Source organism: Sphingomonas sp. HF-S4 (genome assembly GCF_032911445.1).
In the GTDB taxonomy this organism is placed as follows: domain Bacteria; phylum Pseudomonadota; class Alphaproteobacteria; order Sphingomonadales; family Sphingomonadaceae; genus Sphingomonas; species Sphingomonas agrestis.
Genome location: NZ_JAWJEJ010000001.1, coordinates 3,227,538 through 3,251,635, shown reverse-complemented (window position 1 = coordinate 3,251,635; position 24,098 = coordinate 3,227,538). Strand labels below are relative to the sequence as shown.

General features: G+C 65.0%; 16 protein-coding genes. 8 read left to right on the top strand and 8 right to left on the bottom strand.

Features of this window, described 5'->3' with window-relative positions:
* The first annotated feature begins 260 nt into the window (after positions 1 to 260).
* Entirely contained in the window at positions 261 to 4,901 is a 4,641-nt protein-coding gene (locus RZN05_RS14870) for a hypothetical protein (RefSeq protein ID WP_317227349.1), read from the top strand.
* Here the strand turns inward: RZN05_RS14870 and RZN05_RS14865 are convergent.
* The 6 genes from RZN05_RS14865 to RZN05_RS14840 form a co-directional block, all read right to left on the bottom strand.
* The gene (locus RZN05_RS14865; RefSeq protein ID WP_317227348.1) at positions 4,898 to 6,718 is read right to left on the bottom strand and encodes a hypothetical protein; all 1,821 of its coding nucleotides are present in this window, start codon (positions 6,716 to 6,718) and stop codon (positions 4,898 to 4,900) included. The genes RZN05_RS14870 and RZN05_RS14865 overlap by 4 nt on opposite strands.
* On the bottom strand, positions 6,715 to 8,451 hold the full coding sequence (locus RZN05_RS14860) for a hypothetical protein (RefSeq protein WP_317227347.1): 1,737 nt from the start codon (positions 8,449 to 8,451) through the stop codon (positions 6,715 to 6,717). Before RZN05_RS14860 ends, RZN05_RS14865 begins: the two co-directional genes overlap by 4 nt.
* Positions 8,452 to 8,597: 146 nt before the next feature.
* Complete coding sequence (locus RZN05_RS14855) at positions 8,598 to 9,479, bottom strand: HNH endonuclease (protein ID WP_317227346.1); 882 nt, start codon at positions 9,477 to 9,479, stop codon at positions 8,598 to 8,600.
* The gene (locus RZN05_RS14850) at positions 9,476 to 11,107 is read right to left on the bottom strand and encodes an AAA family ATPase (RefSeq protein ID WP_317227345.1); all 1,632 of its coding nucleotides are present in this window, start codon (positions 11,105 to 11,107) and stop codon (positions 9,476 to 9,478) included. Before RZN05_RS14850 ends, RZN05_RS14855 begins: the two co-directional genes overlap by 4 nt.
* 480 nt (positions 11,108 to 11,587) lie before the next feature.
* Positions 11,588 to 12,631, bottom strand: coding sequence for a nucleotidyl transferase AbiEii/AbiGii toxin family protein (locus tag RZN05_RS14845; RefSeq protein ID WP_136943432.1), 1,044 nt, complete (start codon positions 12,629 to 12,631; stop codon positions 11,588 to 11,590).
* A complete protein-coding gene (locus tag RZN05_RS14840; protein ID WP_317227344.1) occupies positions 12,628 to 13,275 on the bottom strand; it encodes a DUF6088 family protein in 648 nt (215 codons plus the stop codon). Before RZN05_RS14840 ends, RZN05_RS14845 begins: the two co-directional genes overlap by 4 nt.
* Positions 13,276 to 13,497: 222 nt before the next feature.
* On the opposite strand from RZN05_RS14840, the gene RZN05_RS14835 reads away from it, so the two are divergent.
* From RZN05_RS14835 to RZN05_RS14805, 7 genes are all read left to right on the top strand, one after another.
* On the top strand, positions 13,498 to 14,256 hold the full coding sequence (locus RZN05_RS14835; protein WP_136943431.1) for a LuxR family transcriptional regulator: 759 nt from the start codon (positions 13,498 to 13,500) through the stop codon (positions 14,254 to 14,256).
* An 88-nt stretch (positions 14,257 to 14,344) separates the two neighbouring features.
* Positions 14,345 to 14,971 (top strand): acyl-homoserine-lactone synthase, encoded by a 627-nt coding sequence (locus RZN05_RS14830; RefSeq protein ID WP_136943430.1) that lies wholly within the window; start codon positions 14,345 to 14,347, stop codon positions 14,969 to 14,971.
* A gap of 9 nt (positions 14,972 to 14,980) precedes the next feature.
* The gene (locus tag RZN05_RS14825; protein ID WP_317227343.1) at positions 14,981 to 15,856 is read left to right on the top strand and encodes a phytanoyl-CoA dioxygenase family protein; all 876 of its coding nucleotides are present in this window, start codon (positions 14,981 to 14,983) and stop codon (positions 15,854 to 15,856) included.
* 14 nt (positions 15,857 to 15,870) lie between these two features.
* Positions 15,871 to 16,443 carry a GntR family transcriptional regulator gene (locus tag RZN05_RS14820; protein ID WP_317227342.1) on the top strand — a complete coding sequence of 191 codons (573 nt, stop codon included), beginning with the start codon at positions 15,871 to 15,873 and terminating at the stop codon, positions 16,441 to 16,443.
* A gap of 83 nt (positions 16,444 to 16,526) precedes the next feature.
* Positions 16,527 to 16,658: a benenodin family lasso peptide gene (locus tag RZN05_RS14815; RefSeq protein ID WP_136943427.1), complete on the top strand. Its 132-nt coding sequence runs from the start codon at positions 16,527 to 16,529 to the stop codon at positions 16,656 to 16,658.
* Positions 16,659 to 16,711: 53 nt separating this feature from the next.
* The gene (locus tag RZN05_RS14810; RefSeq protein ID WP_317227341.1) at positions 16,712 to 17,365 is read left to right on the top strand and encodes a lasso peptide biosynthesis B2 protein; all 654 of its coding nucleotides are present in this window, start codon (positions 16,712 to 16,714) and stop codon (positions 17,363 to 17,365) included.
* Positions 17,362 to 19,134: an asparagine synthase-related protein gene (locus tag RZN05_RS14805; RefSeq protein WP_317227340.1), complete on the top strand. Its 1,773-nt coding sequence runs from the start codon at positions 17,362 to 17,364 to the stop codon at positions 19,132 to 19,134. Before RZN05_RS14810 ends, RZN05_RS14805 begins: the two co-directional genes overlap by 4 nt.
* Here RZN05_RS14805 and RZN05_RS14800 read toward each other — a convergent pair.
* Positions 19,113 to 21,086 (bottom strand): Atxe2 family lasso peptide isopeptidase, encoded by a 1,974-nt coding sequence (locus RZN05_RS14800; protein ID WP_317227339.1) that lies wholly within the window; start codon positions 21,084 to 21,086, stop codon positions 19,113 to 19,115. The genes RZN05_RS14805 and RZN05_RS14800 overlap by 22 nt on opposite strands.
* A gap of 128 nt (positions 21,087 to 21,214) precedes the next feature.
* Positions 21,215 to 24,091, bottom strand: coding sequence for a TonB-dependent receptor plug domain-containing protein (locus tag RZN05_RS14795; protein ID WP_317227639.1), 2,877 nt, complete (start codon positions 24,089 to 24,091; stop codon positions 21,215 to 21,217).
* Between the last annotated feature and the right edge of the window lie 7 nt (positions 24,092 to 24,098).

The window sequence follows — 24,098 nt, the reverse complement described above, 5'->3', positions numbered from 1 at the left end:
GCTACGCGCCCTACTCTCGGTCGTTTAAGCTCCGCCGCCGATCGCCCGAAAGCGGACCTCTGATAAGCTTACTCGACATGGCTGCAATTGAGACGAAGGGGACTGACCGGAATCAGGGGAGCAATTGCGCTAAGCTGCCGTTCGGAGCGGCAGTGCTCGCAAATAAGGACGAGCAGCTGTCGACCACATCCGGACGCTTCGATCAGCACCATGAATATCTTCTTCTGACATAAACTTGCCGAAGGCTGGATAACGATCCGATGCCGGCGCGAAGAAATCTCGACGAACGCGAGCAAGATCTACTGCGCTTGCGGCTTGCGGCACCAACACCAAAGAGCATCATAGCACTGTTCGGAATCGACGGTGCCGCTATAAGGCAGACGATGTTTGGGGAGCATTACGATCTCAGTCGCCGGTTTCGTCCGGCTACCAAGGAAGGGGACGAGGACCGGCCGTTCCGGGGACTGTTCGGCGACGACCTGAAAGGCACGCCGGCGTGGGCGGAACTGCTGGAGAAGCGCCGCACCATCGTCCTCGCCGAGGCGGGCAGCGGCAAGTCCAGCGAGTTCGACTATCAATGTTCCGCCCTGCGCCAGGCGAACAAGTTTGCGTTCAAGGCGACTGTGCGCGACGTCGCGGACGCCGGCCTCGAGGCGTCGCTCGTTCCGACCGACCGCGCTCGATTTGCGGAATGGCGGGCAGACCCGGACGCGCCTTGCTGGCTGTTCGTGGACTCGGTCGACGAAGCCAAGGACCAAGGACATCATTTCGACGCCGCCTGTCGGAAGCTGGCCGATGCAATCGCCGGGCTGGAGGAGCGCGTTCATCTCTACATCTCGAGCCGCTATACCGATTGGGATAAGACGGCTGATCGCATCTCGGTCGAGAAATGGCTCTCGCTGCCCGAGCCGCCCCCTCCGCCGACCGATGTCGCGGACGAGGTTCGCGCGACACTGCAGAACCGGGACAAAAGTCCGCCAAGAGTGCGCGAAGAGATCGGTGTCCTGGTCATGGAGCCGCTCAGCCGCTGGCAGGTCGAGCGCTTCGCGCGTGCCTCAGGCATCGAGACGATCGATGCTCTCCTGGCTGCCGTTGATCATGGCAGCCTCTGGGAATTCGCGGCGCGGCCGATGGACCTCGGTTGGATGGTGGAGTTCTGGCGCGATCATAAGCGGCTCGGCTCGCTTCGGGAGATGATCGAGGCTAGCCTAAAGGCGAGACTGCTCGATCCCGATCCGCTTCGCCGCAAGCGCGATCCGCTCGATCTCGCCAAGGGCGCTCACGCCCTCGACCGGATTGGAGCAGCATTTTTGCTGTGCGGGCGCGATTCCGTGCGGGTTCCTGCCGCCGGCCTGGACCTGTCGCCTCCTGAGCGCTCGATGCCGATCGAGGAGATCCTGCCGGACTGGCCGGACGGCGAACGGCTTCTGCTGCTGGGGCGCCCGGTCTTTGATCCGGCGACGCTAGGCCGGGCGCGGCTGCACAACGACAATGAGGCGACGCTGCGATGCTATTTGCTGGCGCGCTGGCTGGGACGGCTTCTCGCTGAGGGGTGTCCCGTGGCGGTGGTGCGAGATCTCCTGTTCGCCGACACCTATGGCTATCGGCTGGTTCGGCCGGAGATGGTCGAGGTGTCGGCATGGCTGGCCGGAGAGAATGATGCGATCGCCGACTCACTCATCGCTCGGTCGCCCTATAATCTTCTGCGCTATGGGGATCCGGGGTCGTTGCCGATACCGATGCGGGTCAAGGCATTTGCGGCGGCGCTCGCGCAGGTCGAGACGATCGATCCGCAGAAGCTCTGGTTCGGCGAGCAAGGGCTTCGCCGGTTCGCCGATCCCGGTCTCGACGACCATATCGCGGGTTGGTGGGAGATTGCCAAAGGCGATGAGGAAGCGCGGCACCTGCTGCTGCGCCTCGTCGATTTCGGCGGCCAGAAAGGCGGTCTCCCCGTGGTGCGCCAGGTTGCCTACGACCGCAGCACCGACGAGATCACGCAGCTGCTCGCGGGCCGGGCTCTTCTGAAGCTCGGCGAGAAGGCAGATCGCACCGCCTATGCACGGCACGTTGCGGAGCATGGGTCCGATCTCTCACGCTCGATCATTCTCCACGCCCTGCACGCGCTGTTCCCGGAAGAGATCGATGTTGAGGCATTTTTCGCGTTGATCGACAAGGCCAGGGTCACGGGCGAGGACGACATTGCAACCATACTGCCACTGGGCAGTGAGCTGCCGGCGGGCTTGACGCGCCGGGAAGACTTGCACCGTTTCCTGACCGAAGTCGTCGCTCGGTCCGGCGCTTTCAGCGGCGACACGGTCGACGACGAGAAGCCGTTTCGCGAGGCCTTCTCGCAGATGGCAGCCAGCGCGGCGCTTCGTCTCCTCGACTATCATCCGGCGGACATTCCCGATGTCGTCACGGATCTCTTCCTACTGCTGCACGAATCGCACCGTCGGATCGGGTCCGAGGCAAGCTTCAAGACGCTAGGCGAGGCATTTGGTGCATCGCCCGGGCGGCGCCGCACGTCGCTCTGGCGGTCGATCGTGCGACTACGCACGCATCCCTATGCGCGTGACAATGGCGAGCTCAACATCTGGTTCGTCCAGCATCTCGGATGGCCGGTGCTGCTGAGTCTCGCCGACATCGACTGGCTCCTCCTCGATGTGCGCGAGCGAACCGACCGGCAGGATCGGCTGACGGCGCTTCGCGCGGCGCATACCCTCTGGCGGCAGTTTGGGGGCACCGACGGGGACATGCAGCGCATCGTCGACGCCGTCGCCGACGATGCGGAGCTCTCGGCCCAGCTTGCGGCCTGGCGGTCGCCGCCGCCTGAGACGCCCGAGATGGTCGAGCGGATGGCTGGGTTCGAGGCGGCGCGGAAGCGCAATGAAGACCAAGCTGAAGCGCGCGACCAGAGCTGGGTCGAGCTCATCAACACACTCCGTGACGATCCGAACTTCTTCGACAGCTTGTCGCCTCAGACCGACGAGACCGTAGACTCGCGTCTCTATCATCTCTGGCAGTTCCTCTCCTGGCGGACCCAGTCCCGCTCGCGCTACTCGATCGACAGCCTCGATGTGGTCGAGCCGGTGTTCGGGCCGGAGATGACAAGACGCTTCGGCGAGGCTTTGATGGCGTTCGCCTATAAGCGCACTCCGGTCGGAACCGTCGAAGAGGCCGCCCAGCGCCGCACGGTTACGAGCTTCGACATCATGGCATTGACCGGCATGTCGCTGGCGGCAGCCACGGTCCCCAACTGGGCGGAGCAGCTCGATCCGACCCGCGCCGCCCAGGCGGCGCGGCTGGCCGTGATCGAGCTCAACGGCTTTCCTGACTATCTCGTACCTCTTAGCCAGGCGTATCCCGAGGCCGTGCGCTCGGTGTTGTGGCGGGCGTCGCGCGCGCAGCTCGACCGGCTCGATGAGGTGGACCACGGGATGCTCGACCGGCTGGAATATGCCGATGTCATGCTTGCCCGGCTGCTGGTTCCGGACCTGATCGATTATCTGCGCGACCATGGCGGTCTGGCTGCCGTGGCGCTCGAGAAGATCGTCTCGGTGCTGATCCGGGCGCAGCCTTTCCCGTCCCAGGGGTTGGCGGAGCTGGCTGAAGCGCGCGCGACGGCGGCGACCGACCCCGTGGTCGCAGCCTATTATCTGCTGCTTCTCTTCGCACGGGAGGGCGATCGCGCTGTCGACCGGCTGCGCGAGAAAATGAGCACGCTCGACGGTCAGGAGCAGGCCGCCTTGTGCTGCACCTTGTTGCCGCGGCTGTTCGGTGGCCGGTTCGATCGCACCGTAGCACCGCCACTGCCTCTTTCCGCCGAGCGGCTCGAGCAATTGCTCATCATCGCGTTCGAGGGTGTCCGGCCCGCGGACGACGTCGTGCGCGCGAACGGCAAGGTCTATTCGCCGGGATTGCGCGATGAGGCGCAGGACGCGCGGCATATGATCTTCGACAGGCTGCTGAAGACGCCCGGCGAAGCCACGCAGGCCGCGATCCGGCGCATGGCGGAGATCCCCGATTTTCCGATCGAACCCAAGCATTTGCGCATCCATGCCGAGCGGCATGCCGAAGTGAATTCGGAGCTGGTCGCCTGGCTGCCGTCCGACGTGGTGGTGTTCGAGAAGAGTTTCGATCGCGCGCCGCGCACGACGGAAGATCTGCAGCTGATAGCGCGGCGCAGGCTCGAGGCGATCGAGCATGATCTTCTTCACGGCAAGTTCGCGCAGGGCGATACGCTGCAGGGACTGGCCGACGAGAATGCGGTCCAGCGATGGGTCGCGACCCAGCTCGAGGAGCGGCGCAAGGAAGCCTATACGGTACAGCGCGAGACCCATTTCGCGGATGAAAAGGAACCCGACATCACGCTGACGAGCCGGCATGGCGGTGTCGACTTGCCGGTCGAGATCAAGGTGGCGGATGGCCTCTCGGTCAAGCAGCTGGAAGCGGCGCTCGAAGTTCAACTTTGCGGTCAGTATCTGCGCCACGAGACGACGCGTCACGGCATCCTGCTCCTCGTCCACCAGCAGCCGCGCCCGGGCGGCTGGGAAATCGCGCCGAGCGACCCACTCGTCCCCTTCTCCGTCGTCATGGACCATCTTCATTCGCGCGCACGGGCAACGCGCGAAAGCGCCGCGACCGGTCCGCAACCGATTGTGTGCACGATCGACGTCTCGGGGGTGGTGCCGCTCAAGGACAAGCGCGCGGCCGCGCGCGCCAAACGCAAGTTGAGCACAGCGAAGACCAGAACATCGATCAAGGCACCGTCCAAACGACGCACGGAAGCGGCCCGCCAGGAAGCGACCCATCCCGGTTGTTCGCCAGATCCGCGTCGCAGTTCGACATCGGCGAAGCCCTGTCGGCGTGGCGGAACCCTGCTGGCGGGTGACCGCGTCTAGCAAGCATCTTCGGGTCCAGCGTCTGGTGGCTCAGGCACGCCGTCATCTGGCGGCGGGACCGGCCCCCTGGCTGGCCGGCTGACATGGGGCAGCAGGTCGCGCCAGACTTGCGGCGGCACCGGCAGGCGATGTGCGCGGCAAGCGGTCAGCACGATCGGCCAATGGCCGAGCTTCACCGCCGTGAGCTGGTCATAATGCTTGTTGGTCTTCGCCTCGGCGAGGATGAAATCGAGCGCGTCGCGCGTGCCCTCGGTCACTGGAATGCCGGCTAGCGCCGCCCCGTGGCTGTCGCGGTTGAGATAAAGATTGTCCTCACTGTCCTCATCGGGAAACCAGGTCTGGAACGTGCAATGTGCAAGGGCGTCCTCGCTGAACTTTGCGATCTCGTCGAACAGCGTCTGCTCGCCTCTGGCCGCCGACCAGATCGCCAGTAGCGGATAGAGGATGCTGCCCTCGGTCGATTGGGTGCGATACTCGTCGTTGCGCTCGGACGGATGATCGACCAGATCCCAATAGGAGCGGCTGGTGATCGGGTAGCGGCCATGCGCTTTGAACGCGAACATCGAGTGCTTGGCGAGTCCCTCGGCCCATTGATCGATCGCGCCATGCGCGCCGGGACGGCTGGCGAGCAGGGTGAAGGCGAGACCGATGTCGATCGCCTGCCAGTCGCCGATCGGCGAGAGCAGCGCGCGATTGTTGCTGACGATCGCCATCATCGCCTCGATCAGCCGGTCGATCTGGTTGACGGTCGCTCGGGTGGTGTCGCTGGTGAGGGCCGGGAGCGTGTTGAGATAGTCGTTGGTGAGAACAACGGGGCCGCTCGCCGGCGACAATTGCCAGACCAGCCACAGCCCGCGCAGCGCCAGCCGGCCGACGAGATCGAACAGCTTGAGGTTGATGTCGAGCGCGGCGTGGCTTTCGACCGCGGTCGAGATCGCGTGACGGATCTCGGCCGTCGGCAGGATCTTGTCCTCGAACAGCGCGTCCCAGATCGTGAAATGGAGCTCGGCCAGTTCATTGAGGACGAGGCTGGCGGCCTCGCCAGCTTTCGAGGTCCTTGCGATGTCGGTCTTCAGCAGCTGCCATACCTCGAGCAACGCCAGTTCGCTGGCCCGGTACGGCGCCTCGACATTCTCGGCCTCGCGCGCCCAGACAAACATGATCCACAGGCAGATGTTGATCAGCCGCGCCTGGCTGAGCCGGGCTGCGGGCGTCGTGCCGGGCTGGTCGGCGAGTGCGCGCAGCAGTTTCTGGAAATGGTCGAGCGCGATGTCGGGCTCCTCAACCATCGCCACGGCCTTGCGCAAATGACTGCGTTGCGGTGCTGGCAGCAACTCCTCGCGCAAGATGCCGTCGAGAATGACCTGCGCCAGCCGATCGCCGTTCCACTCCTCGAAGCTGATCTTGGGCGTGGTGTTGCGGGTCATATAACCCGTCACCTCGGCGCGGACCTGCTCGTCGATCGCACCGCCGAAGGTCAGGCAAATCGCGATCGGGAGGCTCGCATATTCGGGCGGGATGCGGCTCGCGACATAATGATCGAGGATTTCGTCGAGCGACGGTCTGAGACTTTGCGGGCTCGCCGTATTCCATTCGTTGCGGTCGAGGTCGCCCGACTTGACCGAGAACAGATGCACGCGCCGGATGCCGTCCTGGCCGGGGCCGACCGCGGCGACATCGACGCCGTATTGGCGCGTGCCACGCGCTGGCCGCGAATAGACCGTGAAGCCCAGTTCGGTCAGTAGGTCGGGCAGAACCGCGTCGAGTTCGTCGCGCTCCTTCAGCGACGCCAGATATTCCCGGATGACGAGTTTCATGGCGCGGTTTTCATCGCGCGAAACACGCGCAGCATATAGTCGAGGTCGAACGGCTCGAGGATGTCGAGGCGCGGCGATTCGATGCTGTGGCTGAAGCTGTGCATCTTCATCTCGCTGCGCTGCTGCTTGCCGCCCATTCCCTTGAAATAGCTGATCGAGCGCGTGCCGTAGAGCAGCACCTGCCGCGTCGCGAGCGACGCGAGGATCGAGGTTTTCTCCGATGCCTTATAGGCCTGGCGCATGGACTCATGCTGGCGGTGGTTCTCGATCAGCCGTTCGCGCTCGGACGGGCGCAGCTCCTTGATCCGGCCGGGTGCGCGCAGCCCCTCGATATAGGCCTCAAGCCGCGTGACGAGATCGTTGAGGATGGCTTGTGATGGATGACCCGGAGCCTTGGCCTGTTCGGCGATCCAGTCGCCGACCGACCCGGAAAAGTTTATCAGCAAAGGATCGAACAGCAGTTCGGCGATCGTTCGCTGCGCAGCGTCGCCGGCGCCATCGAGCATGCCGACCACCAGCGACGCGGCGGTGACCGGATGGACAAACAACCAGCCGATCGCCCTGTGGGCAAGCAGGAGCCGCTTGGGGTCGTCGAGGCTTGCGGCTGCGGAGCGGGGATCGAGGATGAGCGGCGCATCGCCATGATGGTCGCCGATCAGGGCCATCGTCGCGCGGCCGAGATTGGGGTCGCACGCCAGCAGCCAGCCCATGATGGTTCTAGCCAGCTGGTCGGGCGGAAGCTGTAACAGGCTGTAATTGACGCTGCCGAGCGGGGCGAGCGAGGTCAATTCCTCATGGGCGGAAATGAGTGGCGTGATCAGTGCCAGCGCTTCGTCTAGACGGTTCTTGCCCGCCAATTTGCCGGCCGCTGCACCAATGTTGCGGATCGTGCCGAGATTGCCGATCGGCACCTTGTGCATGATCGAGGTGATGGGTTTGACAATCTCGGGCGGCAGCTCATCGGCGTGAAACATCAGCTCGCTTGAAAGCTGGTGAATCGCATGGTCACCCGCGCGGACGATATTGGCCTCGATCAGCGCGGCGGCATCGGCATGGGCATCGGGATGCGCCTTGGCGATCTCGCAGATCGCGGTGAGAATATGGCCGAGGCTGTTATCGTCGGCGCTGGGGGCATTGGCAGTGAGCGCGTTTATAGCTTGAGCTCGGCGTTCGGGATCGTTGACATCGAAGGTGCCCATTGCCTTGGCTGCAGCCGACCGCGCCGGACCGGCATTCCCGCCGACATAGAGGATCGCGCGGTCGAGCGCCGCATCGGCCTCGGTCTTGGCCAGCGCCTGCAGCGCCAGGAAAATATAGACACTGTCGTCGCCATCCTCCGGGTTGATCGTCTCGAGTGTGTCGCGGGCGCGGCTGCCCTGTTCGGCCCAACTGCGATAGGCGCCATTGGGCATCCCCGAGGCGAGATCCTCGCCAGCCCGATTGGACAGCGCCTTCACCGCAGCCAGCATGTCCATAATGCTGGCATCCAGCGTCGGGATCAGCTCGGTATAGACATGCATCACCGTGAAGAAGTCGTGCTGGTTGATCGGCGACGTCGCGATCTGGCGCGCGGGTTCGAGCACGTCGATCGTGCCGTCATCATGGAGTGTGGTCAGGGTCGCGCGGAACGCTTTCCCCAGTTCGTCCGTCGGATGACGGCGCAGCCGTTCGACAAACAGTTCGGGCAGCGTGCCCGCATCCGCTGCTGCGATGATGTCGTCCCGGTCGCTCAATCGTCCCCCATCGGCGGCCGCCTGGGTCAGGCCGCGGTCCTTACATAGACGAAGGTTGGCGCAAGTTCATCCATTCGGCGCGGGCAATACACCCGCTCTGGACCGGTCCCTCTTTGCCGGTATAGCGGTTCCACTGGGGTCCGTCGCTAGACGATACCGTCGAGCAATGGGCCGTCGGGTTGATAGTTCGGCCGCTGGAAAGCGGCGATCAGCCAGTCGAGGACAGGATCATCCAGCAAGCCGGCAATGAATACCGAGCGCCAGTTATTCCTGCTGCCATGCGTATCGTCCTGACGGTCAAGCTCGAGCGTCAGAATGTCTTCGAGATCCTGGCGGTTCGCAGGCGGATTGCGAAGTTCGGCCGCCGCGAGGCTCGGGCGTCGCAGCACGCCCATCCAGCTCGTCTTGAGATAGCGCATGATCGAAGTGCGCTCGACGATGTTGGCCATGTGGAACCGCACCGCCGTGTAGTTGAGATCATGCGGATCGAGCAGCGGCCGTAGCGTGATTCTGGGGACAGAGCCGGGCTCGTCGAACCGCGCGACGAACAGCCGCTCGCCCAGGATGTCGTCATAATAGGGATGGAGAATGCGCTCGCCCGGATTGGGTCCGGTGAGGAGCGTGCTGCGCTTGCTGTTGCATTTGCAGGCTGGCACGAGATTGCGACCGAAGATCGCGAAAGCCGGAAAATCGGTCTTGGGCAGCAAATGGTCGAGCGTGCCGCTGTGGAACGATCCGCACATCGGGCAGCAATTGGCGTCGCTCTCGGCGCGCATGCGGTTGATGTGCGGCAGCTCGTTGGACGGGCTGGCGTAAAGCGACTTAAGTTGTGCTTTGATGTGGTCGGGCAGCGCCACGTTGAGGATGGCGTGGGCGTTGCCGCTGGCAGCGACATATTGGAGATAGCCGGCCTTGAGCGCGGGGATTTCGGCCGCGAAATCCGGATAGGATTTAAGGCGCGTGTTGAGGCCGAGCGCATCGAGCGCACCGGCATCGTCGAAATCCTCGGATGGATCCAGCCGATTCATTGTCCGTCGGCCTCGCGATCGGTGCCTTCGACGCGCGCGCGAATCTCGCCGAGCAGGTCGAGCGACACCCGGTCCTTATAGGTCTCGAACATCGTCTCCCACGATGCTGTCTGCGCTATGATCTTGTTCTCGACGTCGAGCGCCAGCCGCGAGGGTTGATCCTCGCCGAATACAAAATAGGAGATCGCGCCGACATCGGCGCCGAAGGTCTTGAGCGTCGGCGTCTCCGCCCTGATCGCACGGTCTTCACCCGACCGCAGCACCGTGACCTGTTCCTCGACCGCCTCGCGCACGAAATAGACCGAATGGGTCGCGAGGATCGCCGCCGACCCGGTCTGCGCGAGCAGCCCATCGAGCAGCGCGACGAACTGGCTGATGAAATTGGGATGGAGATGCGTCTCGGGCTCGTCGAACAGTAGCAGCGTGCCGTTCTCGATATAAAGACCGGCAAGTGCCGCAAACCGAAGGAAACTGAGCTCGCCGCTGCTCAAGGGATAGGTCCGGCCGTCGATCATCCGGACCGGTTCCGAGCGGATATTGATCGACGCATAGCGCCGAACCGTCTCCTGCTCGGCGCCGCGATTGAGGCCGTAAACCGGGACCGGGCCGCGCTCACCGCTCTTGGTGCGCAGCACCAGCTCCCGGAACCCGTCGATCGCGGTGATGGCCTTCAGGAAGATGTCATAGCGGCTGGTGCCGCCGATGCCCTCGATGCTGCGCGCGAGCTGGACGATGAGATCGCTGGTCGTCTGGCGCGAGCGCCCGCTCACCATCGAAAAGCGCCGATACCAGACCCGCGCGCGCTTGCGCCGGTCGCTCGGGAGCACCGAGGTGATGGTCGCCGACGGGTAGAATCCCAGGATGCGGTTGAACAGCGGCCGATCGCCGCGAATGTCGGTCAGCTTCGGCTTGCCGGCGAGTGCGGCATCGACGATCTGCGCCAGTGTCTGGCTTTTTCCGACGCCATTCTTGCCGATCACGATCGCGAAGCGCTGCGGCAGCACAGCGTCGCCATCGGCGAAGCGGAAGGTAAGGTCATGGTCGTTGGGCCGGCCGGCGAGCCGAAATTTGATGTGGAGCCCGTCGGAAATCCGGTCGAGTTCCTCATATTCCACACCGCGCAGGATCGGCGCCGCATTCTTCCAGGTGAAATAGGGCTCGCTGTGTCGCAGGAAGGCGTTGAGGAAGACCTGGCTCTCGCGCGCCGCGCGCAGCCAGGGTCGGTTGACCGGCCGGTCGTCGGCCTCGACGATGTCGTTCATCGCACGCAGTGCGAGCCGCGCTTCCTCCGGGCCGAGATTACTGACGATCCGGCGATAGCTCGCCATATCGGGCAGCATCGTGAAGTAAACAGGGAGTTGGTCGGCCGGCACGGGCACGTCGGGGTTCTGGTCGACGGCGTCATGCAGGTGCAGCGTGTCGCTTCTGCCCCCCTGTTTCTCGACGAAGCCGAAGAAGCCGCGCAAGGTCAGACGCTCGTGCGAGAATGGGCTGTCACTGCGCGGTTGAACGGCGATCTCAACGAGGATGCGCTCGCCGAAATTATTCCAGCTGTCCGAACTTGGCGCGATTGTGATCGTGCCGGGTTCGCTTTGGCGCGCCATCGCGCGTTCGGTGACGAACTGCACGCGGTAATCCTGTGATGGGTTCTCTGCCACCATACCCCCTGATGCCGATCGATTGCCTTGCGATTCTGCCTGACGTAGTCGGATACTATTGAGTGTGACGCGGTCGAAAGCATTATGTGTCTAAAGGGACTCCGCGGCGGTACTGAGGTGCAGAGATTCCCTCGGTTCTATACCTCGCGCCGCGGCCAGCACTTCGGTCTTGTCGACAAGTGGCTGGCGCAGCTATCGGCCAGCTTTACTCGTTCAATGAGCCAAGGTTGCCTAACCCGAGAATGTCGGCTCGGTTCGGAAGCCGACTTTTGGCAAACTGGGCGGGAATGACGGGTTTGTCGGCGGCAGCTGACCGAACCATTGTCTCGTCCAAATGTCAGCTTCCTCAACTTCAGCGCTAGAACCGGACAGGCAGAATGCGGCCCATAAGCAGACGGATAGCGCAAGGGTTTCGTCAGGGCGGCTCCGACGTCGCCCGAAGCCGCCGTTCTACGTTGCGTTGACGATGGACTGCAGCTCGGCGATGCTCTCCACGACATCATCGAAGCGCGGCGCGTCTCCGAATATCATGCCGGACATTGCCGCATAGTCGCGGCGCAGATCGCCGTACATGTCGCCCTCCGGCACCAGCACGAAGCTCGGGGGCTGGGCGGAGGCGAGATCGAAGTCCGGCCGATTGAAGAACATCCGCGCATGCGCAACGCAGTCGGCACCGAGTGCAGGGTTCGCGAGCGCGTGCTTGCCGGTCTCAGACAGCATGAGCTGGTGCAGATCGTAATAATGGCGCGAGATGCGATGGCCGCCTCCCTTTAGAACGCCCCTGATCTCAAACCAGCGCCTGAGCCCGTGCAGGATCACCACCTTGTCCCAGAAGGTCCGGTCGGCATCGACGATGGTGACATTGGGGATGATGAGGTCGACATCGGGCACGTCCTCGGCGAGATAGGGCGTGACGGTGCGCATGGAATTGGGGTCGAGGGCAGACTTGGCCCCTGACTCAATCCTCACCCGCTTGTCGACATAAGCGTCGCGTCCGGTCGCGGTCGGATAGGTCAGTAGCAGAGTCTGGCTATCCTGCTTGTCGAGTTCGACGCGGAGCCGACCGGCCGTGATCCCATTGCGCTGTGAGGTCTCGGTGGCGACCTGCGACAGCTGCTCGAGTAGGGGGCCGCTGATATGCGCCTGGCAGGCAGCACGGATCGCGTCGAGCGCCGTCTGGCGCTTCTTGCCGGACATGGCTTGCAGCTGTTCGACGGAATAGCCTTCGCCGAGATCGTCGCGGAAGACGGTGACGTCGATGTCCTCGGAAAAGCGCCGGATCAGGCCGAACCCCTTGGACAGCGAGGTGCCGCCTTTGAACAGGAGGCGCGGGCCCGGCGGCAGGCCGTTGAAGAGCGCATCGAGCGTCCAGCAGACCCAGAAGTCCTTCTCGACGTTCTGGGGTGTCGTGCCGAGGCGCTGGGCCGTGGTGGTGAAGAGGCCGGCCTGCGTCTCGTCGTCGGACGCGAGGACCAGATCGTAGTTCTGGTTCATAACGGATCCTCGGCGAGCATCGGGCGCAGCAGGTCCTGCATCCAGGTGGGCAACGTCGCGATTCCGTCGGCCAGATCGGCGCGAAGCGTTGCGGCGTTCGGTCCGGTGCGCAGCAGGTCATCGATGCGCGCGTGCAGGGTCGCGCGATCGTCGGGATCGCCGAGCGTGTCGCGGAGCCAATGGAGCGCCTGGACCAGCCGCATCGCTGGCCGGCCTGCCCAATAGAGCTTGCTTGCCGCCGTCGGCTTGAAGGTGATGCTCATATTGCCGAGCTCGATCGCCTTCAGCCGCGCATCGGTGTGGACGACGATCCTGGACGGTACGGCATTGGTAAGGCCGAGGTCGTTCGCCGCGGTCATGCCATCGACCAACACGCGGATCTGGTCGCGCCGGGCGACAGCGTCGATCACCTGCCGGGGATCGGCAGGGTTGGGCTTCTTCGTGAGGGCGTTTCGGGTCGGCTTGTCGTAGAGACCCCGATCGATCCGACGCAGCAGGTCGTCTGCGATCAAGCGCTGCAACGCCTTGTCGACGGCATCGCGCGAGCCGAGGTCGAGGAAATCAGCCGGCGTCCAGACCGCTCCGCGGGGAGCGGCCGCAGTTCGGTCCTCGATCTGGGCGCGCAGGGAAGGTAGATCAGCCATGTCCGAAAAATGCCTACAAATTTCGGACATAGCAAGGGGTGCAAACAGCGTCCCGGGGAACAGCCCCTAATCCGTTACTGCCTATCAATAGCAGCTATTGACAACGCGCCCGAATTATAGAAGCAAATACAAAGCTTCACAAAGCCGCCGCCTTGAGAAGTTGAGCGGACGCGTGGTTTAGACGAACCGGGCATGTGGTGTGTTGGGCCACCCTTGCAAGTGATGGTGGTCACCATGGCAAGGCTGATGCTGGCGGAAACCTTTGAAACAATAGTGCAGAGCGCGGTCGCGCTGCCCGACCTCTTCGATGCCCTCTCTGAAAGCGCCGAAGCCATGGGCTTCCGCTATTTCGCGCTAACCCACCATGTCGATTTCGCCACTGCCCCCGATCTTGGTATCCGCCTTCACAACTATCCGGGACACTGGGAAGAGTGGTTCGACGAAAGAGCGTTGGGCCGCTTCGACCCGATTCATCGCGCCAGCCATGTCGCGAATATCGGCTTCTCCTGGTCCAACGTGCCGCAGATGATTCAGCTCACCCACGGCGATCAGGAAGTCCTGCGCCAGGCCCGGCGCTTCGGGATCGGCGATGGATTCACTGTCCCCGCCCATGTTCCCGGTGAGTATAATGGGTCCTGTTCTTTTGCCGTCGCCGACGACGGACCGCTCCCGCACGAGCACATGCTGGTCGCGCAACTGGTAGGCGGCCTCGCCTTTGAGGCCGCCAGGCGCATTGCCCAGCCGCGGCGCGCACCACAGCCGACAATGCCGATGACCGATCGGCAGCGCGATTGCGTGCTTTGGGCGGCACGCGGCAAGACCGACTGGGAGATATCGCGCATCCTCGGCGTCAGCCATGAGACTGTGATCCAGCATCTCAAGCATGCGCGCGAACGCTATGGCGTGCAGAAGCGCGCGCACCTGGCGGTGATGGCATTGTTCGACGGCACTATCTGCTTCTCGGACATCTTCATCCACTAGGAGCCCCGCCGCTACCCCCATTTCTTGGTATATCGCGCTGACGGCGGACTGCGGATGCTCGTCCCTCAACCAGATGGGATGAGGAACGATGATCTCCCTGATCGATACGACCAAGCAAGCGGCGTGCGACGCCGCGATGCGGAACATGTTCGCAGCTCGCAAGGAGGTGTTCGTCGATCTGCTCGGCTGGGACGTGCCGGTGCTCGACGGCCGCTTCGAGCTCGATCACCTGGACAATGAGCACGCCCGCTACCTGATCCTGGCCGACAGCAGCCATGCCCATTTGGGCTCTGCGCGCCTTCTTCCAACGACACGCCCGCACCTTTTGGACCACCTGTTTCCGGAGCTGTGCGCAGGTCCTGTTCCGCGCGGCCCGGCCACGTACGAGATCACCCGATTCTGCCTCGACCGCAGCCTTGCCGCGCCTCGACGCCGCGAGGTGCGCAACCGGCTCGTGACCGCGCTGGTGGAGTTCGCGCTGGCGAATGGAATCCGCACCTATACCGGCGTCGCCGAACTCCCATGGCTGCGGCAGATACTGGATTTCGGTTGGGACGCGACTCAGCTCGGCGAGCCGCTGCCGACTGACGGCAGACTTCTCGGCGCGATACGGATCGACATCACCACCGAGACCGAGGCGCGCCTGAGAGCCACCGGAATCTGGCTGCCCACCGATCAGATGGCTTCGACCGCGGCCCAGCCCGCGCACGCATAGGAGGCCTTGATGCTCGCTACCGCTCCCCAATCTCCCAACACGACCGCTGGCGCGCACCAGCTGGTTACCGAGGGCTGGTGCATACTCCGCGGGCTGATGCCCGAGACGATCATGGATGCACTCTCCGGCGACCTGCGCCCGGTGTTCGAAGCGACGCCGTTCTGCACCGGGGACTTCTATGGTGGCCGGACCAAGCGGTTCGGCAGCCTGCTCAAACGATCGCGCCATGCGGCGACATTGATCCAGTGCCCGGAGATCCTCGCAATCGTCGAGGACGCGCTCCTGCCGTGGTGCGACACGATCCAGCTCAACCTAGCACAGGCGATCGCGCTCCACCCGGGCGCGCCGGCCCAGTTCCCGCACCGGGATCAGGACATGTGGCAGGGCATCAAGGGCGAGGTGGAATATCTCGTCAACGTGATGTGGCCTCTGACGCCCTTCACCCAGGAGAATGGCGCCACATTGATCTATCCTGGAAGCCACGGTCCCGAAGCGCTCCGCGCGGACTGGCGCGGCGGCGCGATCAGTGCGGAATGCCGACCGGGAGATGCGATCGTCTTCCTCGGCTCGACCCTGCATGGCGCCGGCGCGAACCGGAGCACCGACGTGCGGGCCGCTGTGGTCGTCAGCTATTGCCTCGGCTGGCTCAAGCCGTACGAGAATCAATGGCTCGCCTATCCGCCCGCGGTCGCTCGAGCCTTTGCTCCGGAGCTTGCCGGGCTCATCGGCTATCGCCAGCACCGGCCCAATCTCGGCAATTATGAAGGTGTATGCCCTTCGGTGCTGCTGCAGGACGCGGTGCCGGCGCATCTCGGCGCCGTGGACGCCTTACGGCCCGAGCAGGTCGAGGCGGTCGCACAGCATCGCCGCGAGCAGGAACGATGAGCCCAACTCAGGCGATGGAGCGCAGCTATGCGGCGCTCAAGCAACTGCTCCGTGACGGTGCCTTCGCGCCCGGACATCGCATGGAAGCCAACCGCCTCGCCGAGGAGCTCGGCGTGAGCATGACACCCGTTCGGGACGCGCTGAACCGCCTCGCCGGCGAGCAACTTGTCGAAGCAAGCAGCGGCGAGGGCTTCCACGTGCCGCGTACCGGCGAAGCCGAACTGCGTGACCTCTACGAATGGAATTCGGCGCTCGCGGTCATGGCGGCGAGCACTGCCCGCATCAAACCGGCCGCCGGCGCGGTAGAGGAGGTGATGGGTGCGGATACCTTGGCCGAAGCGACCGCTGCCTGCTTCGTCCTGCTCGCCGCGTCTTCGCCGAACGCCGAGCTTCGAACAGCCGTGGCGCGCGCGAGCGATCGGCTCCATCCGTTCCGCATCGCGGAGTCGCAGGTGCTGGAGCCTGTACTGGGCGAGCTGGAAGAGCTGCTCGATCCTTCGCCGCGCAGGCCCGCGGCCATCCGCCGTTACCATGTCGCGCGGATGCGCGCAGCCGGCGAGCTGCTGCGAGCGCGCTCCGGATTATAATCGGATTATAAAATTCTTATAATCGGCTGCCTGGCCGATCTTTCCGTGGTCGCGATTCGAGCGACGCAACACGGAGAATGACCATGGAACGCACCAACGAAGACGCAGTCGAACTGATCGACCTGGGCGCGGCGAGCGTCGAGACCCAGGGTGCCGATTTCGGCAAGATCGACGGCGTTCAGCTCCAGCAGCTGCCCGGACTCTCGGACAACTGAGCGGACCCGCCGGCGCGGCAGGTGCCGCGCCGGCGAAGCTGCGCATCCCAAAGATGCTCTGGACCCTGCTTCCCCATCTGACCGCGTGCTTCGTCGGCGAGGGCGTCATGCTGCTCGACTTGCGCCAGGATCGGTACTTCCGCTTGCCCGCTTCGCTCGGCAGTACGGCCCGCCAATGGTTGGAGGAGCCGTCCGATGCCCCGCCGCAGGCATTGCTCGACCTGCTCGAGCGACAAGGCGTCGTGCGCGCAGGCGACCCGCCCCTGAGCGCCCTCGCGACACAGATCGAGATACCCGAAATGCTGGAGGCTCCGGCGACGCCGGATGCGTTTGGCACCGGGGAAGGCTTGCGTATCGCCGCCGCGGTCGGTTCCGCCTGGATCGAGCTCAAGACGCGCCGGCTACAGTCCGTTGTCCTCGCGCGACGGCGTTGGCGGACGGCCCAACCGAAACTCGGTGATGCCGTCACACGCGAGCGTCTGGCCGGATATCATCGCGCTCGAAGGCTGGTGCCCGTCGCGAAGAATTGCCTGATGGATTCGCTCGCGCTCGACCTCTGGCTCGGCGGGTCAGATCTCGGCCGCCATCTCGTGTTCGGTGTGACGCTCGAACCTTTTCTCGCGCATTGCTGGCTTCAGAGCCCGACGATGATCCTGAACGACAACTATGATCATGTCCGGCGCTACACGCCGATCCTGCGGGTATGAACGTCGCGCCCTATGTCGCGCTCATTGGCGGGTCGGGCGCAGTGGATACGAGCCGGCTCTCCGGCGTGACCGAACGCCTCAGGGCCATGGGATTCGCCCTGCTCCTCGACACGCCCGGGGTGCGGTTTCTCGGCCGAGCGTCGGCACCGCATTTCCTGCCGCAACCGCCGGGCCGCATCTTCTGGGGATCGGTGTTCGACCGGCGCAGCGCCGGCTTTGCACTGCGCGCCGGCGACGCCGAACTTCTCGCGCCGCTGAGCCGGTTCGTGACGCAGTTTTGGGGCGGCTATCTGGCGCTGCGTGAGATCGAGGGAAGGGTTGAGCTGTTCCGCGATCCTTCCGGCATGATCCCGGTCTACCTCGCCTCGCTGGGCACGATGCATGTCGTCACCTCGATGCCGGCGCTGTTGTTCGAGCTCGAACTGCTGGAGCCCGAGATCGACTGGACCATCGTCGCACAGGCGCTTGCCTTTCGCGACCTCCGGCCGGCGCGGACCGCGCTCAGGGGGATAAGCGAGCTCCTCCCCGGAATGAGTCTGACGTTCGAGAGGGACAGGCTCGATACCGCGCAAATCTGGTCGCCATGGACGCTCGCAACACCGGATCGGGAATTGGCGAGCTTCGAGGTCGCGGCGAAGCAGGTCCGCGAGACGATTCTGCAGGTGTCGAGATCCTGGGCAGGCACGACACGGCATCCCCTTGTGGAGCTCTCCGGCGGCCTGGATTCGTCGATCGTGGCCGCCGGACTGGCGGCCGCCGGCGCCGATCCGCTGTGCGTGACCTTCATTCCTTCAGCCGGTGATTCCGATGAAAGGATATACGCCCAAGCCGTGACCGATCATCTCGGTGTCCGTCTCGAACAGGTGGCGCTGGTCCCGGACATTGTTGATGTGACGCGCACCGATGCTGCGTGGCTGCCGCGCCCGTGCGCGCGTAATTTCGCCCAGGCGCTCGACCGGCCCCTGCAGCAGGCCGCGCGGGAGCATGGCGCCGACATGTTCTTCAGCGGCGGCGGCGGCGATAACATCTTCTGCCACTTGCAATCCACTCTGGCGGTAATCGACCTGATCAAGCGCAAGGGTCTTGGCCGGACCGCCGCGAGAGCGATCCTGGACGTGGCCGAAGTCGCAGACGTCACCTTTTGGGAAGCGCTGCGCAACACCGCACGGCGCCGGTTCGAAACCCCGCAGTCCCGCCCACGGCCGTGGGTGAACCGCTTCCTCAACAATGCCGCCACCGCCGAGTTGCCCTGGCCGGCCGACAACGCCTGGCTCGACGCGGCGAGCGATGCGCTACCGGGCAAGCGGCGGCATGTCTGGTCTCTCGTCAGCGTGCTCAATCATCTGGAGGGGTTCGGCCGGCAGCAGCTCGCGCCGATCTGCTCGCCACTTTTGTCGCAGCCCGTGGTCGAAACATGCCTCCGCATCCCGACCTGGCTCTGGTTTGAGCATGGCCGCAACCGTTCAGTCGCGCGGGAAGCATTTGCGGGAATGCTGCCGGCGACCGTGATCGGCCGGCGGACCAAGGCCGCGTTCGACAGCCTTGGGGCGCAGATCATCCGCCGGAACGCGACCGAGCTACGCGCGATGCTGCTCGACGGAGTTCTGGTGAGACAGGGGATCGCAGACCCGGAGACGATCGATCGCGCCTTCCGGGGCGACATCGCGGACGGTGAGGTCGTCGCCGAACTCCTGGGGATCGCCGATGTCGAGGCATGGGCGAGTGGCTGGGCATCCTGGTCGCGCGGTCAACTCCGGCTGAGTGCCTGACGCATTTCCGTCCAGCGTGTCACCTCCACCTCGAGGCCAGGCAAGTCGGTGACGCCGCGCAGCCAGAAGTCGAACCAGCCGACCGAGCGTCTGTAAATGGCGGCACGATGCGCCGGATGCGCCTTGACGTGATTCTCGTCGGGGAAGACGTACATGTCGACCGCCCCGCCATGCTGTTCGAGCGCCGACACCGTCTCGAGCGACCAGCGATATTCGGCGTCCGGTATCTGGATCAGCAAAGGCGTGCGCAGGTTGGACGCGTTTGCCGCCAGCGACATCGGCTTCCAGAAGGCGGAACCATCGTCTCCCTGGCGCGGATAGCCCCAGGCGAGCACCGCATCGCGGTAAGCCGGGCCCGTGGTGAAGAGACTGCTCGGCTCGTCACAGCATGTGCTGATCGCCGCCGCCTTGAACCGCCTCAAGCTGTTGAGCGCAAATTGCGTGGTAGTGGCGCCGTCGCTCATGCCGGTTATCCCGAGGCGGCCGGGATCGACGGTCCCCGTCGCTATTGCCGCATCTACGCCCCGATCGAGCGCCGAGACGATGGCCCGCCGCTCGGCCCAATCCTTGATGTTGATCCGCTGCAGAGCGTTGAGGTCGGTGGCTCGCTCGGTCGCCGGCAGAGCAGCGGGTCGCTGGAAGCTGAGCACTGCGAACCCGTGCTGTGCGAGCAGGAAGATCGGGTACTCGTCCCCTGTGCCGCCGCGCAGGAAACCGCGACTGACATATTGGACGAGGATCAGCGGATGGCGCTGGCCGGAACGATGCGATGGTGGAAGCACGAGATCGCCGTAAGTCCGCATGCCCAGCGCATTGGCCCAGCCAAGGCGCCGGACGGCGCCGAGGGCCAGGCTCGCCGTCTCGGGATTGGGATCGAACAGCAGTGTCTCCGCGCCGCTCTCGGGATCGATGGCAACCAGTCGGCGGGGCTCGTTCGCTGCCTCGCGCGCGCACAGCAGGGCCTTCCGCCACAGCGTGCAGCCCGTCAGCGCACGGTCCGTCGTGACGTGCAACCGGGGCGTCGTCTCCATGCCGGGACGCCAGAGGTACAGGCGTAACTGTCCGCGATCTTCGGGCCCGCCGCCGCGCAGGATCAGCAGCTCGTCAGGCTCGCGCCACCAGATGCCCGCGACTCGGCGCGCGCAAATCGCCTCGGGACAGGCGACTTTTCCTTGCCGAGTGGCAACATGGAGCCGCGCAGGCGCGAAGACCAGGCGCGGGTCGTCCGGCGCCGACCATGCGCGGCGGCCGCCGGCTCCGGGGGCGAACAACGCGCTTCCCGCCGGCCGGTCCGCCGCACGATTTCGCAGCTGTGCAGACTCCTCGGACGACACCGACCGAAGCCGGCCGTTCGCGGTGTCGAGCAGAAGAACCGTCTCGGGCAAGGGTGCGCGGGGGCGGGGACGGGCCTCGGACAGCGTCCAGAAGCGGGCATCGAAATGATAGCCGTCGCGGCCCTCCCGGTCGATGGCAGCTTCCGCAGCCGGTAGTGCGGGGCGGGTCCCGATCAGCAATGTGGTCCCGTCCGCGGCCCATTCGAGCGAACGCGCATCGCTCTTGAGCGAGGTTACGGCGCTCGCCCGCCCGGCCAGATCGGCGCGCCAGACCTGGGTCACGCCATGGTCGCGCCGCAAATAATAGATGGCACGTCCGTCGCGCGACCAGAGCGGGGCGAGGACGAGCGGAACCCCGCTCTCGATCGCGGTCATGCCGCGGATATCGTTGGTCGCGGGAATGAAAGACCCGCCGACATCAAGCAGGCGCATGGCTCCGGTGCCGTCGAGGGGTACGAGCGCGATGCCGAAGCAATAGCTGTCGCTCGCGATGTCGGCGCGGCGGATGGCGAGGGCGGCGGCACGCCCGTCGGGCGACACCGAGAAAGCCGGCCGCGCGCCCGGTGCATTGTCGGCCGGACCGAAATCCCGCAGTTCGATCAGGTCGCGCGCCGTCACTGGCCGTTTACCTGTTGCCGCCCCCAAAGGAGGCGGCAACAGGCGCTCCCGGCACGTCGCGGGCGTTGCGTGCGCCACCGAGATCGTGCCGAGGAGCAGGGCGACGACCGCTGCCGCTCCAGGCGCGGTCACCATTGTTTGGTGACCTGGAGAGCGACGAAGCGGCCGAGGGGATTCGCATTCTCGGCGTCGAAGCCAGCGGTGTAGGTGCCTACCAGATAGGTGACGTAGGGCGGGTCGGCGTCGAGCAGATTGGTGGCGCTCAGGGCGACGCGTAGTCCCTTGAAGATGCCGCTCTCATCCGTGAACCGGTAGCCCAGATTGAGGTCGAAAGTCGTCCAGGCCTGGACCTTCTGCGGGGTCGCCGTCGTGCGATTGAGATAGCCGTCCGCATGATTGACGAAGAGCGCGGCATCGAACCCGCCTGCGCTCCAGGTGACCCGCGCCCGGCCCCGCAGATCGACCGGGTTGCCCACCGTATCAACGACGTCGATCGGCGCGGCAGTGGCCGTCAGCGCCTGACGGATGTGGAAGATATAGGTGCCGACGGCGCCAAGCTCGGCACGCCCGCCCCCGAGGCCGAAGGAATAGGCCAGGTCGACGTCGATGCCGGACTGCCGGACCGACGAAAGATTCTGCAGCCGGGCATCGGCTTCGGCGACGAACGGCGCAGTCTGCGGGATGCCGAAGATGTCGATATAGTAAGGCGAGGCATAAATCTCGGCGATGCGGGCGGGGGAGGGGTTCGGGCTCAGGATAGGGTCGTAGACGTTGCGGTTGATCAGGAAGTTGGCGAGGTTCGCCACGGGCGAAGCGATGCGGTCGCGGTAATCGACATCGAACCAGGTCACGCCGGCCCGGAATCCCGGCAGGAAGGCGGGTTTCAAATCAAGGCCCAGCGTCCAGCTCGTCGCGCGTTCCGGGCGCAGGTCAGGGTCGTTACCGCGAATGACCAGCAGATTGGACGTGCCCGTCGGCGATAACGGATCGGCCGCAGGCCATGCGAAGTAGCCGATCGAGGTTGGATCCTGCCGTAGCTCGTTGAAGAGCGGCGCGCGGAACGAGGTCCCATAGCTGCCGCGCACCGTCAGGCCGCGCAGGCTTTCCCAGGTGAAGCCGAGCTTGGGATTCTGCGTGCCGCCGAAGTCGGAATAATGCTCGGCCCGGATCGCAGCGGAGAGATCAAGCCGGCGGAAGCCGGGGATGGTGAGGCCTTCGCCGAACACCGGCAGGAGCAGCTCGGCATAAGCGGCGCTGACCTTGCGTGCGCCCGGATAGGGCACAGGTGCGGCCACTGACGGGGTGAGCGTCGAGGTATAGAAGATGGTCTCACCGGCACGGTAGCGCTCTTGCCTGTACTCCGCCCCGACGGCGAGGCGGGCCGCACCTGCCGGCAGGCCGATCAGCGGCCCATCGGCGCGCAACGTCGCCGACCAGCTTTCGCCATAATAACGGCTCTTGGTATAGCCGCGCACCGACTCGATCGTCGTCGGGTTGGTATTCGGGCCGTCCCCGAGCAGATTATAGGCTGTCGCAGGGTTGGTGTCGGCGAGCGCCAGTGCCAGACGCGCGGTGTTGACGCGATTGATCTGGTCGTAGTTCTCGACCTGCTTCCCCCAGTTTCCATGGACGTCGATGCGCCACGCGCCCAGCCGGGCCTCGAGGCCAGCGGTGGCGCCATAGGCCTGTACCTGCCCGCGCGAGCGCTCGGGACCGAGGTCGCGTACGAAACTGTAATTGACGCCGATCGGTTGGCGCGTGCCGACCGGGTCGACGTAAAAGGGGTTGCTCACCGGCACGGTGCGACGCGCGTCGCCGCTAGGCTGGACCGCCACGTCGAAGTTGCGCCATGTCACCAGACTGTTTGCATAGAAGCGCAGCGCCGGACCAAGGTCCTGGCTCAGCGATGCGAACACGGAATGGCGCCGCTGGTCTGGCAGCAGGTCGGTGCCGAGCCAGCGGTCGCCGCGATTGAGGGTGCCTGCGGCGAGGCTCGCCGGCGTGAGCCCGATACCGTTTTGGCCCGCGGGGATCGCATAGCCCTGCCCGCCGGCGAAGATCGTGCCGGGATTGGCGTAATTGCCCCTGCGGTCAGGGCCGCCCAGTACCCGCAGATCTTCGGTGGCGTAGGGCCTATCCGCTGCGAGCAGATTGTCCCGCTTGTAGAATTCATAGGCAAGAACGAGGCCGCCTGAAGCCCACTGCGTGCCGAGAAGCTGGCTGAACTGATATTCCTGTGCGTCGCCGTCGGCGGTGCCGATCCGAAAGCTGGACTCCGCGCCGTGGAAGTTCAATCGCGTGATCACGTTGACGACCCCGGCCACGGCGTCCGATCCGTAGATCGCTGATGATCCGTCGGGCACGATCTCGACCCGTTGGATGATCGAGGCGGGGATAACCGACAGATCGGAAAAGGTCCCACCCGCACCGGCCAGTGGCGGCCGGTCCCCGTTGATGAGCAGGAGCGTCGAGTTCTGGCCGAGCCCGCGCAGGTTCACGCCGGCTCCGCGCGAGGCGTTCCCGTTGCCCGCAGCGCTGATCAGGCCGCTGGTATTCTCGTTGGCACCGCCCGCGAAGTTCTGCGGGATCGACTGGACGATCTGCTGGGTCGTGGCGAAGCCGGCTTGATCGATGGCCGCGCGATCGATCGTCACCAGTGGCGATCCTACCGGACCACGGCCGCGGATGCGGGAACCGGTGACGACGATGTCGCCGCCGTCGTCCGCATCTTGGTCCGGCGCGTCGGATCGCTGGATTACCAGCGTATTGCCGACGATGATCGCGCGAAGACCCGTGCCACCGAGCAGCGCGGCGAGCGCCGCATCGGCCGAATAGCGGCCCCGGAGCGCCGGCGCCCGGCGGTTCCTGACGAGGTCGTCGGCGACGATGATCTGCCTGCCGGACCTGAGCGCGACCTGCGTGATGGCGGTGCCAAGATCCTGCGCCACGATATCATAGTCGCGCGCGCCGTCCTGCTGCGCGCGCGCGGCCGACGTGGCGAACATTGCCACG